The sequence below is a fragment of the Barnesiella sp. An22 genome (genome assembly GCF_002159975.1).
Lineage (GTDB): Bacteria > Bacteroidota > Bacteroidia > Bacteroidales > Barnesiellaceae > Barnesiella > Barnesiella merdigallinarum.
The window spans coordinates 113,538-131,429 of record NZ_NFJR01000005.1; the positions used below are offsets into that span (position 1 = coordinate 113,538).

Annotated in this window: 12 protein-coding genes and 1 pseudogene; 5 read left to right on the top strand and 8 right to left on the bottom strand. The window is 54.3% G+C overall.

Annotated elements, in window-relative coordinates:
- The first annotated feature begins 42 nt into the window (after window positions 1–42).
- From B5F38_RS07015 to B5F38_RS07030, 4 genes are read left to right on the top strand one after another with little or no spacing between them, the layout of a single operon-like run.
- Window positions 43–1,410, top strand: coding sequence for a glycoside hydrolase family 27 protein (locus B5F38_RS07015; RefSeq protein WP_087408576.1), 1,368 nt, complete (start codon window positions 43–45; stop codon window positions 1,408–1,410).
- A gap of 7 nt (window positions 1,411–1,417) precedes the next feature.
- On the top strand, window positions 1,418–2,962 hold the full coding sequence (locus B5F38_RS07020; protein WP_087408577.1) for a glycoside hydrolase domain-containing protein: 1,545 nt from the start codon (window positions 1,418–1,420) through the stop codon (window positions 2,960–2,962).
- Window positions 2,963–2,976: 14 nt separating this feature from the next.
- Window positions 2,977–4,485: a DUF4091 domain-containing protein gene (locus tag B5F38_RS07025; RefSeq protein ID WP_087408578.1), complete on the top strand. Its 1,509-nt coding sequence runs from the start codon at window positions 2,977–2,979 to the stop codon at window positions 4,483–4,485.
- Between the two features lie 26 nt (window positions 4,486–4,511).
- A complete protein-coding gene (locus B5F38_RS07030; protein WP_087408579.1) occupies window positions 4,512–5,687 on the top strand; it encodes a LamG-like jellyroll fold domain-containing protein in 1,176 nt (391 codons plus the stop codon).
- A gap of 65 nt (window positions 5,688–5,752) precedes the next feature.
- On the opposite strand, the gene ung is transcribed toward B5F38_RS07030, so the two are convergent.
- Window positions 5,753–6,415 (bottom strand): uracil-DNA glycosylase, encoded by a 663-nt coding sequence (gene ung / locus B5F38_RS07035; RefSeq protein ID WP_087408580.1) that lies wholly within the window; start codon window positions 6,413–6,415, stop codon window positions 5,753–5,755.
- A 225-nt stretch (window positions 6,416–6,640) separates the two neighbouring features.
- Here ung and B5F38_RS07040 point away from each other — a divergent pair.
- Window positions 6,641–9,334, top strand: a pseudogene (locus tag B5F38_RS07040) (glycoside hydrolase family 2 TIM barrel-domain containing protein).
- 100 nt (window positions 9,335–9,434) lie between these two features.
- On the opposite strand, the gene dnaJ reads toward B5F38_RS07040, so the two are convergent.
- From dnaJ to B5F38_RS07075, 7 genes are all read right to left on the bottom strand, one after another.
- Window positions 9,435–10,592 (bottom strand): molecular chaperone DnaJ, encoded by a 1,158-nt coding sequence (gene dnaJ / locus B5F38_RS07045; RefSeq protein ID WP_087408581.1) that lies wholly within the window; start codon window positions 10,590–10,592, stop codon window positions 9,435–9,437.
- Between the two features lie 22 nt (window positions 10,593–10,614).
- Entirely contained in the window at window positions 10,615–11,226 is a 612-nt protein-coding gene (locus tag B5F38_RS07050; RefSeq protein ID WP_087408582.1) for a nucleotide exchange factor GrpE, read from the bottom strand.
- 222 nt (window positions 11,227–11,448) lie between these two features.
- A complete protein-coding gene (locus tag B5F38_RS07055; RefSeq protein ID WP_087408583.1) occupies window positions 11,449–14,019 on the bottom strand; it encodes a beta-N-acetylglucosaminidase domain-containing protein in 2,571 nt (856 codons plus the stop codon).
- An 83-nt stretch (window positions 14,020–14,102) separates the two neighbouring features.
- Window positions 14,103–15,257: an acyltransferase gene (locus B5F38_RS07060; RefSeq protein ID WP_087408584.1), complete on the bottom strand. Its 1,155-nt coding sequence runs from the start codon at window positions 15,255–15,257 to the stop codon at window positions 14,103–14,105.
- A gap of 122 nt (window positions 15,258–15,379) precedes the next feature.
- Window positions 15,380–15,946 (bottom strand): Crp/Fnr family transcriptional regulator, encoded by a 567-nt coding sequence (locus B5F38_RS07065; RefSeq protein ID WP_206422484.1) that lies wholly within the window; start codon window positions 15,944–15,946, stop codon window positions 15,380–15,382.
- 31 nt (window positions 15,947–15,977) lie between these two features.
- Complete coding sequence (ispE, locus tag B5F38_RS07070) at window positions 15,978–16,796, bottom strand: 4-(cytidine 5'-diphospho)-2-C-methyl-D-erythritol kinase (RefSeq protein WP_087408586.1); 819 nt, start codon at window positions 16,794–16,796, stop codon at window positions 15,978–15,980.
- A gap of 138 nt (window positions 16,797–16,934) precedes the next feature.
- Window positions 16,935–17,834, bottom strand: coding sequence for a DUF4279 domain-containing protein (locus B5F38_RS07075; protein ID WP_158096854.1), 900 nt, complete (start codon window positions 17,832–17,834; stop codon window positions 16,935–16,937).
- Window positions 17,835–17,892: the final 58 nt, after the last annotated feature.

The following is a 17,892-nucleotide window of genomic DNA, read 5'->3' on the forward strand; positions in this document are numbered from 1 at the left end:
CAATAACAGGCACTCTTTACCATTAACCTCGAAAACAATATCATGAACATCAAAACTTTGGCTATCACATGCCTATTTATACCTCTACTGGGTACGGGCTGTACCGACACCCCACAGACCAAACAGCCCGAGACCTCGCCCATACTGGCCGAACGGCCGCCGATGGGATGGAACAGTTGGATCTGTTTCGGGACCTCGGTCACCGAAAATGAGGTCAAAGCCAACGCCGACTTCATGGCCGAACACTTGAAGCCACTCGGCTGGGAATATATCGTAATTGATGCCGGTTGGTATGCCCCCGGCATGCTGACTCTGGAAGATTACGAATCGAAGGCTCCACACCAGCTTATCGATTCATTCGGACGGCTCATCGTCGATCCCGAGAAATTCCCCTCATCCCGAAACGGCGAAGGGTTGAAACCCATAGCCGACTATCTGCACGGCAAAGGGCTGAAACTGGGTATCCACATCATGCGGGGTATCCCCATTCAGGCAGTCGAGGCCAACACGCCCATCAAAGGGACTTCGTACAAGGCCCGCGACATCGCCAACATCGACTCGCAGTGCAAATGGTATTTCGGTTTCTACGGGATAGACATGAGCAAACCCGGAGCTCAGGAGTATTACAACTCGATTTTCGAACTCTATGAATCGTGGGGCATCGATTATGTCAAAGCCGACGATCTGCTGTCGCCCGTCTATGCTTGCGACGAAATAGATGCCATTGCCCAAGCTGCCCGAAAGGTAAAACGCCCGATTGTCCTGAGTCTCTCTCCCGGTCCGGCTCCTGTCGAAAACGTAAGGCATCTGCAAAGCGTGGCACAACTCTGGCGCATATCCGAGGATTTCTGGGACAACTGGGAAGCATTGAAAGCCCAATTCCCCCTCTGCCGCAAGTGGCAAAAGTATATTGTCAAAGGTCACTGGCCCGATGCCGACATGCTCCCTGTCGGTCCGATGGCCCAACGAGCCATGCGAGGTGCTCCACGCATGAGCCACTTCACACCCGACGAGCAATACACCATGTTTACCTTGTGGGCCATGTTCCGCTCTCCTCTGATGGTGGGATGCAACCTGCCCGAAATCGACGACTTCACGCTGAGCCTTATCACCAACCAGGAAGTAATCGACATCAACCAACGCTCAAAGGGGAACCGTGAATTGTTCGAGACTGACGGGATAATCGCCTGGTATGCTCAAAGCGAAGATGAAACGGCCCATTACATAGCGGTATTCAACACAACCGATACGGCGATAGAAGACTACACTTTCCCGCTACAGGCCATCAACTACATAGGCGACGGACACATCACCGACCTGTGGAAAAACATACCGGTAGAGATACATAACAATGCCGTTACGTTCAATATCCCGGCTCATGGCGTAAAACTTATGAAACTGACCAAATAGAATATTTATGAAATCATCACATTTACTGTATATTATCCTCCTGATTACCCTTCTATCGACCGCCTGCAAAGACAAAGAACCGGAAACACCGGGCAACTCGGGCGACGATATACCGGCAATCGCAACCAATACGTGGCTGTTCAACAGCCTCGACAACATGGAAAACTACACCACCACAACCCCCGAAAACCGATACGACATGGATGTGGTGCGCAACGAATACGAGAGTGTACAGCTCGTCATACAAACCGACTCCAAAAAGAGCCTGACCATAGAGCGTAGCGGCGATGCCGATGCTATCGAATTTCAGTGCCGCAAAGTTGCCTCCTTCAACGGGAAATACGATGTGCTGGTCCCCTGCGACAACGAGATAGAACCCGAAGGTAAAATCGTGCGGGCCTGGCTTACGTTCAAGATAAAGCCCAATGCCGAGACCAAACGATACAAAGAGGTCATTCGTTTCAAAGAGGGCAGCCAGGAGTATGCCGTGGCCATATCGCTCAATGTAGTCGATGCTTCGCTGCCCGAGACCCCCTCTATCGCTTCGGTATTTGGCATTAACCCCCAGAACTTTATTTTCTCGGGGTTGTCTGAAGAGGGAAAAATCGAGAAGAGAAAAGAGGCTTCGGACCTGTTGCTCGAATATCGAATTTCGCCCTACTTCTCCACCTGGCTGAGCGGTACGATGAAGACCGAGTGCTTCTCATCGCCCTACGACTGGAACGACGACCGTACGTGGAGCTACCTGGCCGACAAACGGTTCAACCGCATTGCTCTCCCCTCTCATGGCCTTTCGGACGAAGAATTACAAGCCATGCTAAACAAGGCTCGCGAAAACGGGCTCCTCGAAAAAGCCTACTTCTATCTATGGGACGAGCCGACCAAAACAGCCGAGTATGAAGAGATCAGGAGCATGGCCGACCGCATTCACCAATATGCCCCCGAAGCCAAAGTGCTCACCACCTTCTATTGCGGCCCGACCGATGGAGAGTATAAAGACGATTTGTTGGCCACGTTCGATCTGCTGAACGGAGCCACCTCGCTCTTCTGCACCAGTGTATGGGCCTTGCAGGGCAGCGAAACCTGGGCCGACCGGTGCAAAGACAAACTACGCCCGGACCAGGAGTGGTGGAGCTATGTGTGCATGTCAATCACCCCCGGTCTTGCGTCCAACTCCACCGCCATTGAAAACCGGGCCACCATGTGGCGTTGCTACAAGGAACAAACTTCGGGATTCCTGTACTGGGTTGTCAACGGTTTTGCCAGTGTCTATCCGCTACGGCCTCGTTCCGATTTGCCAGAAGGAGACGGCGTACTCATCTACCCGGGCGAATCGTTCGACTCGGACAAGCTATGCACCTCGATCAGGCTGGAACGGTGGCGCGACGGTGCCGAAGAGTACGACATGCTGATGATGTACGAGAAGAAAGTGGGACGCGAAGCCACACTCTCGCTTTTGAACAACGTATACAAAGGTCCGACCAACTACACCAGTCAAAGCAAATATGCTTTGGCCCTGCGAAAAAATTTAATTGAAGGCATCTCCGAATAAAACAAGACACTACTATGCAATCTACCTTTCTCAAACACCTGCTTCTGACAGGCGGTATCCTCTTATTGGGGTCATGTCAGCAATCAATCGAATGCTATCTGGTACCTTCGGTCGACAAAGCATCCGACTTTCACGAACTCCAGCCCCACAATTCAGCCGCTCTCATGCTTGCCCGAAACGAAGCCGAACACATTCAACTCGTTTTCAAGGGCCAAATCGGTGAGACTTATACCATACACCGGACAACCAAAGACAACGGTATTCAATACTCATGCCGACAGATTACTCCCGTATACGGATTCGACGATGCGCTGGTACCGGTCGAAGATGACAAAATACTACTGACCGATACCATTGCCAAACTGTGGATTACCTACCGCACGACCGATAAAACGGTACCCGGGAAATACAATGAGCAACTGATTATTGCCGGGAATGGAAAACAACAGAAAATAAAGCTCGACCTGCATGTATACGATGTCACTCTGCCCACTACCCCATCGATCCCGGCTACATTCGGTATTATCGAGAAAAACCTCATCGACTCGACATCCGAAGAACAGACTTTAAAAAACAAGCTGGAATGGGCTGAACTGTGTCTGGACTACCGCATGAATCCCTATTTCTCGACCTGGTTGGCCAACAGCATGCGACACGAGGCTTCGTCGTCGCCCTGGAAATGGGACGATTCCCGCACTCTGGCATTTCTTGCCGATCCCCGTTTTAACCGTTTTGCCATTCCCTATCACTCGCTCTCGCACGACGAACTGGACGGCATGCTGCAATCGCTCGAAAAGCACCACTTGCTCGACCGGGCATATTTCTACCTGTGGGACGAACCGGCATACATGAACGAATACCGACTCATCGGCCAATATGCCCGGGAGATACACTCGCTCAAGCCTGAAGCCAAAGTGCTCACCACCTTCTATTGCGGCCCGAAAGACGGGCCCTATAAAGATAAACTTTTTTCGGTCTTCGACTTGTGGCAAGGCGACACCCAGATATTTGCCATGAGTGCCTGGGCATTGCAAGGGAACGAAGCCAATGCCGATACGTGCCGCTCTCTGCTCAAGGAAAACGAAGAGTGGTGGACCTATGTGTGCATGGGGCCTGGCGAAAACCAGCCCAACCTGCTGCTCTCGATGACGGGATACCAACACCGGGCCGTGCTGTGGCGCAGTTGGAAAGAGCGTACGACCGGATTTCTCTACTGGGCAGTCAATGCCTATGCCGAAACCGATACCCTAGCCTTCCGCAAAGACCTACCCGAGGGCGACGGCATTCTCATCTATCCCGGCCGGTATTTCCATTGCGAGCATCCTGTCGTATCGATTCGCATGGAGCGTTGGAGAGACAGTATGGAGGATTACGAATATCTGGCTCTTCTCGAGAAGAAAATCGGACGCGCCAAAAGCGAAACGCTCGTTCAGTCCATCTACAGCAATCCGAATGAATTCACGCAAAACAGCCACGAGATAGAAAAATTCCGAGAATCCGTATTGGAAATTCTCTGCCAATAACTTGTCTAATATTAAATTTTACATCTATGAAAACAAACACATTATCAAAAGTTGCGACACTTGCGACAGCCTGTATCCTTACCATTCTGTCTGCTCATGCCGACATCGGATCTATTTCGTTAAAGACTTCGGCAGCCGGCCTCAATGCGCTGGAGACCACTATCGGATCCAATCAAATAACCATAGAAACCTGGCTTTATATCGACGACAATACGGGGTTCTTTGCCAGTAACATGCACAACGACAAAGGTTTTGTATTGGGATTTGACGGATGGTTCAAATTCCAGCTCGACGGCGAGTCGCTATGGATCGACCCTACTTCGTGGAAAGGGAATTGGGCCCATATAGCCTGCGTGGCCGACGGCAGTCAAATCATTGTTTATGTCAACGGCGAGGTTGTCGGCTCACAAAGCAATATCGCCGGTTACGACACAGCCGCCGACGGCTATCCGCTATACTTGGGTCGTGCCCCTTGGGGAAATCCCTGCATCTGCAAGATGGCCGATTTCAGACTGTGGAGCGTAGCCCGCACACCAGATGAAATCAAAGACAACTATCAAAAACAGATAGACCCTTCGACCGAAGGACTAATTAAAAACTTCAATTTTGCCGAAGGCAGTGGAGACCATACGGTCAACCTGGCCGACCCCGAAGGCAACCAGGCCTGGTGCATGGGAACCATAGATACCGATTACAGTTGGGAAACGGTTGCCGCAACTCCTGCCAACTTACGGATAGAAAATAAAGCCGACCACTCGTTCGACCTCTTATGGGACGGGACCGAAGGTAATACCTGGAGTGTAGAATTGCTCGACGGCGACCAGACCGTCGAGAGCCGTACAAACCTCACTGAGCCGAGAGCCAGTTTTACGAACCTCGACCAAAAGGTCTATACCGCACGTGTAAAAGCTCACTCCTTCATGGAGACCGACTTTTCCGAACCTCTCGCTGTAGACCTGTCGCCTGTATCTTCAATCGAGCAAATCGCTTCGTCGGTTTCCATCATCCGGCAAAGTAAATCTCTTCATATCACGGGCATACCGAACGGTACTCGAGTAGCTCTCTACTCCAGCCAAGGCATTCTGTGCGTCCAGACTACTGCCGGCGACCAATCGGCTGTTATCGAAACAAGCGGCTTCGCCCACGGCATATACATCGTACAAATAGAAGGAGTGAACAAATCTTATAAAGTAGCTCTCTAAATCAACTCTTTTCATAGAAAAGGCGGGAACATCGATCTGTTGTTTCCGCCTTTGTTACAAAAAAACTACCAGTCGATAGGGGCGATACCCTGGCTCTGCAAATAGGCATTGGCACGACCGAAGTGCCTACAACCGAAAAAGCCATGGTCGGCCGAACGGGGTGAAGGGTGTGCCGCCTCGAGCACCAGGTGCTTGCTAGTATCGATAAGCGAAGCCTTGGCCCGAGCATAGCTGCCCCACAGCATAAAGACCAGATGCTCCCGTTCGTCGCTCAATTTGCGGATTACGGCATCGGTAAAAGTCTCCCACCCCCGGTTTCGGTGCGAACCGGTTTCGTGTGCCCGCACCGTGAGTACCGAGTTCATCGGGAATACGCCCTGCCGTACCCAGCGGTCCAGATTGCCCGATACCGGCATGGGGTTGCCTATGTCGCTCTCGATTTCCCGGAAGATATTGCAGAGCGAACCGGGAATCGCCACACCTTCGGGAACCGAAAAACAAACTCCGTAATATTGCCCGGGATTGGGATAGGGATCTTGCCCCAGAATAACGACTTTCACGGACTCGAAAGGGCAGGCATTGAATACCTGAAAAATCTGATGCCCCGGCGGCAATACCTGCACCCGAGCATACTCGCTCCGCACAAAGGCGACCAACTGCTCGAAATAGGGTTTGTCAAATTCTTCTTGCAATCGACGTCGCCAACTCTCCTCTATCTTTACTTTCATGGCTTCAACTATGTAACAGCAAAGATAACAAATCGGGGAGAAAACAGAAACCGAACTTCTGTCCTATTCTGGTACAGGCAAAAAATTTGTTCCTTACCCGAGAATAACAGCCCAACCGTTTCATGTCACAATCTTTCTGTGTATTTTTGGATTTTCAACCGGGAAGGCCGGCATGTTCCGACCCTCCGCCGAGTATTCTGGCTCTCCCGTTCATTTGTCACGACCATGAAACACCATGTAAAACGCCCTGCACTTCTGCTGCTTTGTGCCGCCGCACTCTTCTCGATTCTACCCTCCTGGAGTAACGAAAGCTACCAACCGCTGTTCTCTACGGCCGGGTTCTTTGCGCTGCCCGAAACGGGACGCGAGGTCTACAGCATGAACCCGGCCTGGCGATTTTACAAAGGGCCGGTCGAAGGTGCCGAACGCAACGACTTCGACGACCGCTCCTGGCGACTGGTCTCGCTCCCCGATGGAATGAATATCTGCCTACCGAGGCCAGCGGCTGCATCAACTATCAGGGCGAGGTGTGGTATCGCAAGCACTTTACTCCCGACGAGGCCTGGAGAGGGAGACGGCAGTTTCTCCACTTCGAGGCTATCATGGGCAAATCGAAAGTGTGGCTCAACGGCGTGCTGCTGCAAAGTCACTACGGCGGATACCTGCCGGTCATCGTCGATATTACACCTTATCTGAAATATGGTCAAGACAACGTGATTGCCGTGTGGGCCGACAATAGCGACGCCCCCGCCTATCCTCCCGGCAAAGAGCAGGCGATGCTCGACTTTGCCTACTTCGGCGGCATCTACCGCGATTGCTGGCTCGTCGTGCACAACCCCGTATTCATCACCGACCCCAACTACGAAGACGAGAAGGCTTCGGGCGGACTGTTTGTCTCGTACGATCGGGTATCGGAGCAATCGGCCGTGGTCCATATCGATACGCACATACGCAACGCGTCGAACCGGATATTCCGCGGGAGGGTCGTATGGCAGCTGTATGACCGCGACGGCAAACTCATCTTCGACCTCGAGAAAACGCTGTCGTTGGCCGCAGGAAAAGCCCACCGGGTATCGGGCCAAAGTCAAGTTCTGCAGCCCCGCCTGTGGTCGCCCGACTCGCCCCACCTCTACAAACTGCACGTGTATGTACAGGATACCAACGGCAAGACTGTCGACGGCTACTATCGCCGCATAGGTATCCGCAGTATCGAGTTCAAGGGAGAGGATGGCTTCTGGCTGAACGGCAAGCCCTACCCCGAACCCTTAATCGGCGCCAACCGCCACCAGGATTTTGCCGTCATCGGCAACGCCCTCTCCAACAGCCTGCACTGGCGCGACGCCAAAAAGCTGCGCGATGCCGGCCTGCGGGTCATCCGCAACGCCCACTATCCGCAAGACCCCCGCCTTTATGGATGCCTGCGACGAGCTGGGTCTCTTCGTGATTGTCAACACACCGGGATGGCAATTCTGGAATCAGGAGCCGGTCTTCGCACAACGCGTGTACAGCGACATCCGCAACATGGTGCGGCGTGACCGCAACCACCCGTCGGTATGGCTGTGGGAACCTATCCTCAACGAAACCTGGTACCCCGACGACTTTGCCCTGAATGTCGTGAACATCCTGCACGAAGAGTATCCCTATCCCTACTGTTATGCCGGATGCGACGTGACGGCTCTCGGCCATCAATATTTCCCCGTACACTTCACTCACCCGCTGAACGGCAAGGGCGGGGCCTTCAACACCGATACGCTGGACCCCAAAATCAGCTATTTCACACGCGAATGGGGCGACAACGTCGACGACTGGAATTCGCACAACTCGCCCAGCCGGGTCAACCGGGCCTGGGGCGAGGCTCCCATGCTCAAACAGGCTCAAGGCTATGCCAAAACCGACTATCAGTATACCTGCTACGACGTGCTCTACCGCAATCCCCGACAACATGTGGGGGGCTGCCTGTGGCACTCGTTCGACCACCAGCGGGGCTACCATCCCGACCCCTTCTACGGGGGCATCATGGATGCCTTCAGACAACCCAAACTGTCGTACTACATGTTCTGTGCCCAGCGCCCGGCCAAAATCAACCCCGACCTGCCGGCCGAGACGGGTCCCATGGTCTATATTGCCAATGCCATGACACCCTTCTCGCCCGAAGATGTAACGGTCTACAGCAACTGCGACGAGGTGCGGCTCACCTATGGCGGCAACGGCAAGACCCGGATTTACCACAAACCCCAGAATCACGAGGGGATGCCCTCGCCCGTGATTACATTCAAAGGGGCATTCGACGTGATGCAGGACAAGGAGCTGGCGCGAAACGGAAAACATGCCGACTCGTATCTGCTGGCCGAAGGAGTGATGGACGGCAAAGTGGTAGCCACCCACAAGGTAATGCCAAGCCGCCGCCCCTCACGTCTGCTGCTCTGGGCCGATGACGAACGGGTAGAGCTGACGGCCGACGGCTCGGACCTGCTGACCGTGGTAGCCGCCGTAGCCGATGACAACGGCAACATCAAGCGGTTGAACAACTACGAGATAAAATTCGAAATCGAGGGCCCCGGCGAACTGGTAGCCAACGAAGAGACCTTCACCAATCCCCGACCGGTCTTGTGGGGTACGGCTCCCGTACTGGTAAGAGCTACGACGACGCCGGGCGAAATCAAAGTGCGGGCTTCGGTCGTGTGGTCGGGCAAACATACCCCCGTATCGGCTGAACTGACCCTTGTCTCCCACCGCCCCGCTCTCCCGATAATTGCCGACAGCGAGGAGCTGAAACAGCTACAAAACCAGTCGGGCGATACCCGTCAGGCCCGACAATCAACCCCGACCGACTGCGAAAGGCGCATCGAAGAGTTGCAACAAGAGCTCAACCGACTGAAACTGAAAGAGGTGGAACAACAGCAAAGCGACTTTGAATAGCCATCGCCCTGCATAGACAAGTCTCTCCATGGCACAAAAAAAACCGCGCGGCACATCTCGACGACGTATCGCGCGGTTCGTTTATCATATCCTATGTGTATTATTCAAACATGTGGCGCAACTTGCTGAATATACGCTGCTTGGTCGTGAGCGTAGGTTGCATGTTGGACGAGTTTTTCATCTCTTCGAATTGTTTCTTCTCGGCCGCATTCAGGTTCTCAGGGATGTAGACCGATACGTTCACTATCAAATCGCCCACGCCGTAACGGTTGACCGAGGGCAGACCTTTGCCCCGCAAGCGGAATATCTTGCCCGGTTGCGTACCCGGCTCTACCTTGATACGGGCTTTGCCGTCGAGCGTAGGTACATCGACCGAACCACCCAGCACAGCCGTAGGCAGGTCGAGCAGCAGGTTGTATATCAGGTCGTTCTCGTCACGAACCAAATCGGGGTGCGGCTCCTCTTCAATGAGGATAAGCAGGTCGCCGTTCACACCGCCATGACGGGCAGCGTTACCCTTGCCGGCCATCGAGAGCTGCATGCCTTCGGAAACACCGGCGGGGATGTTGAGGGTGATGACCTCCTCCTCGCGCACGATGCCTTCGCCGGCACAGTGGGGGCACTTCTTGGTGATGATGCGTCCCTCGCCACCGCAATCGGGACAGGTCGTCGTCGACTGCATGGCCCCGAGGAATGTCTGCTGAACCCGAGTCACTACACCCGAACCGTTACATTTCGTACACGTGGTGTAGGCGGTTCCGTTCTCGGCACCCGTTCCCTTACAGTAGGTACAGCTTACATATTTGGGCACCTTGATTTTCTTCTCGACACCGGTGGCAATCTCCTTGAGGGTGAGTTTTACCTTCACACGCAGGTCCGACCCTTTGTTCACATGCCGACGGCCGCCACGTGAACTGCTGCCGCCGCCAAAGCCTTCGAATCCGCCGAAACCTCCGCCGAATATATCGCCGAAGTGCGAGAATATATCCTCCATGGACATACCGCCGCCACTGAATCCACCACCGGCAGCACCGCCCACACCCTGATGCCCGAACTGGTCGTAACGAGCCCGCTTGTCGGGATCGCTCAACACCTCGTAGGCTTCGGCGGCCTCCTTGAATTTCTCTTCGGCCTCCTTGTTACCGGGGTTCTTGTCGGGGTGATATTGAATAGCTTTCTTACGATATGCCTTCTTTATCTCTTCGGGCGTCGCACTTTTGGCGACTCCCAGCACTTCATAATAATCTCTTTTTTCCATTGCTCTCTATCCCTCCAAATCGTTATTCACCCACTACTACCTTGGCAAAACGAATTACCTTGTCGTTAAGCGTATAGCCTTTCTGCACGGTATCGATTACCTTGCCTTTCTGGGCAGGGTCGGGAGCCGGGAATGTAGTCACGGCCTCGTGATACTCGGTATCGAAATCGGCACCTTGAGTGGGAATCTCTTTCACGCCGTTTTGTTCGAGATAGGTTTTGAATTTGTTGTATATCAAATTCATACCCTCTTTCACGGCTTCCAGATCGTTACTGTTTTCCACAGCGGCCAATCCACGTTCGAAGTCGTCGATTACGGGCAGGATAGCCTTCATGCAGTTCTCGCCGCCATTCTTAATCAAATCGGCTTTCTCGCGCAAGGTCCGTTTACGGAAATTATCAAACTCGGCCATCAACAGCAGATAATCTTTCTGCATCTTTTCGATGGTCGCTTTCAACGTGTCCAGCTCGGCTGACAATTTGGCAGCCTCATCTACCTCGCCCTCTTCGGCAGCGGCTTCGGTTTCGCCCTTCTCCGCATCCTGGGGCTGTTGCTCACAAGCCTCCTCTTTGTTCTTTTCAGGAACCTCGTCCTCAATTACTTGCGATTTTTCGCGGTCTTTCTCTTCAGCCATATTTTTAGTTTTTCTTTTTTTACGATTCATATTCTGCCTCCTCGAAGAATTATCTTCAACAAGCATTTATATAGTATCAAAAACACTGCCAAACCGATAGCGACTGTATTTTTGTCACGCCCGGCCTACCCGACTGTCAGCCTCACGCTCGTGCCCGATAAAACACCAAGGGGCAGCCCCACCGGGCCGCCCCTCGTATATCTGCGACAGCGTGTCGTCGGCCTATTTCCGGGTCGGTACGATTTCGAATATCTCGGCATCGCCCGTGAGCTGTATGGACGAAACACCGGGCTGCAAAGCAACCTTGCAGAAGGGTTCGGTTGCCGTCACCTCGGCCAGTGTAGAACCGTCGGCGGCCAACTGCTTCACCGTTACGGCCAGCGGCTTGCCATCCTTCCGGCTGTTCATCAACAGAGCATAAGCCTCCACACCGGGTTTCACCCCGAAGGTGATGGTACCCTCGTTGCGATAACTCGTGCCCAGCTGGCCGTCGAACAGGTAGAGAGCCTGCTGCATGTCGTCGGCCTTCAGGTCAAAGCCCAACCGCTCGAGACGAGGCGGATTCACCTCGAACGAACGTATCGAGGCATAGTTGGTGCGGGCCGACTCGAGCCGTTTCAAACGAATGTATCGGGCCTGTACCGGCTCGCCCTGCCAGTCGATGACATACTGCTGCTTCAACTCGCCGGTAAGGGGCGTCCACGTCTTTCCGTCGGCCGAATATTCTACCACGGCGTGGTCGAAGTAGTCGACATCGTCGACCGAGTTGCGTCCCTGACGAATAGAAACCTCGGTCACCGGCTCAACCTTGCCCAAGTCGAGGCCCATCCAGTCGCCGGCCTTCTGAGCGATACCCGACGTGTAATAGGTTGCCGTGTCGTGGTCCAGCATCAGTTTCGCCTGCGGAGTCTTGATTGTGCTGAAGGTACCGATGCCCTTGTAATAGATGGGCGTCTCGCCCCACACGCGGGCCAGGAAACCGTGAGCCATATCGTCCATGGCATTTTCGTAGAAGGGTTGCAGTTTCATGGTTCCGCTCTTGTGAGCCTCGTAGGCGGCGCGGTCGTCGCGGCTCATGAGGTTTTGCACATAGAGGTTCCAGAAGGCGGCATGGTCGCCATCCGTGCGATAGAGGCGGGCCAGCTCGATGGTCCGTTTACCGCGCGCACCCAGCTTTTCAAACTCGACGAGCCAGGGGGTCAACTCTTTGACCAGGCCCCGGTTGGCACAGTTGCGCTCTATGGTAGCGGGGGCTTTCTCTACCCGGTCGAACTCCTGCCAGAGGGCATCGGCCGCAGCGTCGTCCCAATCGGCCAGGCGGAAGGTACGGGTCTCCCACGACTCGTCGCGGCGATAGCCGTTCTCGGTATCGCACGAGTGAATGGCAAAAGTACGGTATGCCTCGCGAGCCTCGGGCATCAGTTCGCCCAAACCCCGCTCCCAGTTGTCGATGGGGTTGTAGTCGGCCACGTTCCAGGTATAATCGGCCACGCCGTAAAGGGCCAGCTTCGAAGCCTCGCCATGCTCCATGGGGTTGCTGGCGATACCGCAGAGGTCGTTGGAGGTCAGGGTGGTATCGAGCCCGTAAACCGGGCCTTGCAGAATGACGTGACGCACATAGTCGTTCACGGGATAGTTCCACCAAAAGTAAGCCGGCCGTTTGATGCGGCTGTTGACCCACTCCATCGTCTCGGGCGTGAGGTCGCTGCACACCACGTCGCCGGTCCAGAATACCTCGACCGAGGGGTCGAGCGTGTTGCCATAAATGGCCAGAGGTCCCTGCGGTGTGGGGTTGGCCCACAGCTTGGAGTAGTCGGTAGGACAAACCGTGAGGTAAGCCACGTCGCCCTTGGCCTTGACAAAGTCGGCCGTCAGGCGGTTGAGCAGTTCGGTCTGTTTCACGGGGTTGGTACCCTCGCCCGATATGTCGTCGAAGAAGAGGGCAAAGGCACGCACGCCCAGGTCGTACATCCAGTTAAACTTATTCACCAGATTCTGATAATCCTCTTCGTTCCATTTAATATCCTGCCCCGGGTGAATGGCCCACACGAAATCGACCCGGTTGCGGCGGCAGGCCTCGATGAGCTCCTTAATCTGCTCGGCCTCCTTCTCGGGATAGGGCAACCGCCAGTTGGGGCAGCTGTGATAGGGGTCGTCTTTGGGACCGTAGAGGTAGCTGTTCATCTTGAACTTGCCGTAGAAGTCGATGAGCGACATACGCACCTCGTGCAACCAGGGAGTGCCGTAGAAGCCCTCGACCACACCACGATATTTCAAATCGGGGTAATCGTTAACCTCGACATAGGGCAAACGGCCGTCGGCTGCCGCCGGACTCTCGAGCAACTGCCGCAACGTCTGCAAGCCGTAGAAGGCACCCCGTTCGTCGTAACCCACAATATCGATACCCTTCTGATTCACACACAGCCAGTAGGCTCCCGATATGGCTTTCACACCTTTGCGTTCGGCCTGTTTCTCGCCATAGTCGACGATGAGTTTCACCCCCTTCTTGTTCTGGGTCAGGAACGGCACATCGGCCGAGAAACGGCCCTGACGGTCCTTGAGGTTCACCCCCTTCGACAAATCCAGCACATGCGCCCGGTCGAGGGTCATCTGCTGCGGCGTAGGGTTCACCACAATACCGCCGTGATCGAGCTTCTTGCCCGGAACGGCCAACACATCTTGCGACTCGGAACGCTGACTCGACAAATCGAATTCGGCCTCCTGAGCCCACACACTACCGCAGGCCAACATCGCGACAGCCCATGCGGTCAATACTTTGCTACACTTCATCATATTTTTTGGTTTCTGTTGTTTTCCATTGGTCAAGACGGCACCAGCACGAGACCGCTCCCCTCTTCCGGGTTCAAAAATAGCAATTATTTGCCTTTCTTCAAAAATTTCCGACTCAACCAACGACGCACCGGTTCGTCATAGAGTTTCAGGCAAAGGTAGGCCACCGCCACATTCCACACATACACGCACAGGGCCACCTGCCAAGTTTCGCCAAAGGTGAAGTAACCCTTCTCGATAAGCCAGGCATAAAACAGATACATGAAGGCGTAGTGGGTAATATAGAGCGGATAGGAGATGTCGCCCAGAAACTTGCACACCCGGGTCGAAAAGGCATCGGTAGTAGCCCCCGAAGCCCCCAGAACAATCAATACCGGGAATACGGCGACGATGCAAACGGTCTCGAACAGTCCGTTCAGGCTGAAGCTTTCGGTCCCGGGCAGATAGGGCACATGAAACAGCACCAGCAAGACGAGTGAGCAAATCCAAAAGGCACCCCGCACCCGCACCGGTTTGAAGCGACGCGAGAGCAGCAGCCCCATCGAGAAGGGGAAGAGCATGCGCAACAGACCGCCCACGAAGTTGACCGTGTCGAGCGTCCACCCTACCCCGATGTTGCCGTAACCCGACACGTCGAAGGTGGCAAAGCCGGCCAACGCCAGCCCCAGCACCACCACGACGCCGGTCAGGACCCGGGTCGAGAGCCGGTGAAGCACCAGCGCATAGAGCAGGTTACCGATATATTCGAAGAAGAGCGACCAGCTGGGGCCGTTCAACGGGAACATCTCGCCATTGCCCCGCACCTCGTAACCGGCACCGGGGACGGCCGGGATGAAAAACATGGCGCACAGCAGGGCCAGCATCACCATCGAGGTGGCCACATGGGTACCGTCCCACTGCACCCGCCCCTGCAGGCAAAAGGTGATGGTTCCCAGCACCGCCCCCATCACCACCATGGGGTGCAGGCGGATAAGCCGGCGTTTGAAAAAGTTTTTCAGCGTCAGGCTCCGGCCCCAACGGTCGTCGTAGGCATACCCGATGACGAATCCCGACAGGATAAAAAAGAAGTCGACAGCCAGGTATCCGTGATTGATACCTTCGATAAGGGTTCCCCCGGCAAAGGCATAGCCTTCGAACACGTGGTACCACACGACCAGGAGGGCCGCCACGCCCCGCAACCCGTCGAGCAGTTCGTAATGGGGTTTGGTATCGGAGAAGGCGGCAGAAGAGATGTTTTGCATGATGATGAATTTTTCTACTGGATGAATTTCTGTTTTTCGTAGCAGCGTGCTACGACTGCAAAATTACAGCAGTTGCCGCACTTGAAATTTGACCTACATCAAAAACGGCCGGGACTCCCCCACTATTTTTTGGCCCGGCGCAACCGGCTGAGTGTCGAGAGCGTGATGCCCAGATACGAGGCGATGTAACCCAGTTGGGCCCGTTGGCACACCTGCGGAAACTGTTGCTGAAACGCCTCGTACCGCTCGCGGGCCGAGAGGGTGAGTCGCTCCTTGTGCGAACGGTGCAACCGCCGGTATTCGTTCTGGTGAATGATGCGCCCCCAGTTGGCCAGCTCGAGATTGGTCTCAAACAGTTCGCGCAGCCGCGATAGCGCAATGCGATAGGCCACCACCTCCTCGAGGGTCTCGACATACTCCTCGCTCACCTTGTCGTAATAGAGTTCGTCCATGCTGAAAACGATGCCCCCCTCGCACGAAAACGAGGTGGTTATCTCCTCGCCGTTGACCAGCCAGAACGAGCGCGTCATGCCCTGCTCGATAAAGTAGGCATACTTGCAGTAGATGCCGGCCCGCACCAACTGATACCGCCGGGGGAAGCGGCACTCGGTCACGCTCTCCTTCAAGGCCTGCACCGTCTCGGGCGAGAGCGGATACAACGCATTTATCGTTTCAATCACTACATCCATCATAGACTTGTTCTCCTCTCCCATCAAGGCTCTACACCTCGCACATACCGCTCCATACGAAGCAGTTGCGATAGCAATCGGCCAGGTCGACCTCCCGGTCGAACAGTCCGAAGACCGACGACCCCGACCCCGACATCGAGGCGTAGACCGCACCGGCCTCGTAGAGGCTCTCCTTGATAGCCCCCACCTCGGGGAAGCGGGCAAAGACACTCTTCTCGAAATCGTTGACCAGCCGGTCGCGCCACTCGGCCACCGGCCGCGCAATGGTCACGCTCACCGGTTCATCGGGCTCGGCAGGAGTCACCAGCGAATAGGCCACCACCGTAGGCACCGCCACGGCCGGCTTCACCAGTACCAGACGGTACCCTTTCAGCGAGAGAGCTACCGGTTCGAACTCGTCGCCTATCCCCTTGGCCAGCAACGGCTTGTTGTGCAGGAAGAAAGGACAGTCGGCTCCCAAAGCGGCCGCCTCGCGGTCGAGCTCCTCGTCGCTCAGCGGCAGGTGGAAATAGTCGCACGCCATCGCCAGCAGAAAGGCAGCATCGGCCGACCCACCGCCCAGTCCGGCCCCGAAGGGTATCGCCTTGTGCAGGTGTATCGACACCGGTGGCAGGTCGAATCGCTCGCTCAACCGCCGCCACGCCTTCATCACCAGGTTGTCGCGGCTGTCGCCGTCGATGACTATCCCCGACAGCGTGAGGCTCGTAGCCGGGTCGGACGTCGGCACCAGCTCCAGCGCATCTTGCAACTGTATGGGATAAAACACCGTTTCGAGATTGTGATACCCGTCGGGGCGACGCGAAACGATGCGCAGCCCCAGGTTGATTTTTGCATTGGGAAACCGTATCATGGTTTTGTCTGTTTTTCGAGTTTCTCGGCGAAATTAACCATTCTCCCCCACATGGACAACCTTCTTCTAAAAAAGAAATGAAGGAGGCATTTGTATATCCCCGATTTCAATCTTCTGTGTTCCCATGAGTCCAATGGTTCAGTCGTCGAAATAAGGTGTACTTATGTAGTATAGATAAAAATCTACCGGGATATTCAGCTTGGCGATTCTTTGCCACATGTCGGGCCGTATTCTGAACTGGAAGTTATAATGTCCCATACTGCAATGGAGTATCAATCCGCTGTTTTTGAAACGGCGGAAAACTTTTCGGAACGACTCTAAACGGCTCTCTACCAAGTCCAATATTTCGGTGGATTGATATACCAGATCGAAGTATTTCGATGCTTTTCGGTTGTCGAACGTATCGTAAAACCAGACATTTTTCTCATCGAAGACCGGGTGAGTGCCGAGCTCGGTGTAGGGTATGTCGGGGTATCCTTTCCGTTTGATACGGGTGGGAGATACTCCGGTCATCTCGGTAACGATAACCGGGTCATTCTTCCCGGTCTCGATATAGAGCGTGCAGCCCATCTCGGTTCCGGTCTTGATTCGGTTAATGTTATTTTTCTTGCTTTTACTGAGCAGGTACAGGTCGAAGTCGACCAACAATCCGTACGGAGCGATACGCTTCCACAGTTCAGGCGGAATGCGGAATTGAAGTTTATGCCGGTTGGTATAGCAGAAATGAAGGAGGCATTTGTATTTGTAGTTCCTAAAAATCTTTTGGAAAGAACTTTTCTGTTTCTCGATCATTTCGAGCATATCGATCGATTTGAAAGGTATCAGATGGTCGTCTTTTTCAAAATAGGCAGTACCGGATAATTCCCACAGGTTTTGTTTAAAGAACTTTCCGGGTATTACCTTACCGGGTATTGCATTGTGGGGTCTTGTTCTGAATATTTCGCCTTTTGTTGTGGCCCACGAGGGTTGTACACCGGTCATACGGGTTACGACCGAGGGAGCATCTTCTTCGGTATCGATCCAAAAATCGCATCCCATTTTAATTATTCTATTTTTTAATAAGCCCATAATAATTATATCATTTATATTTGAAGGC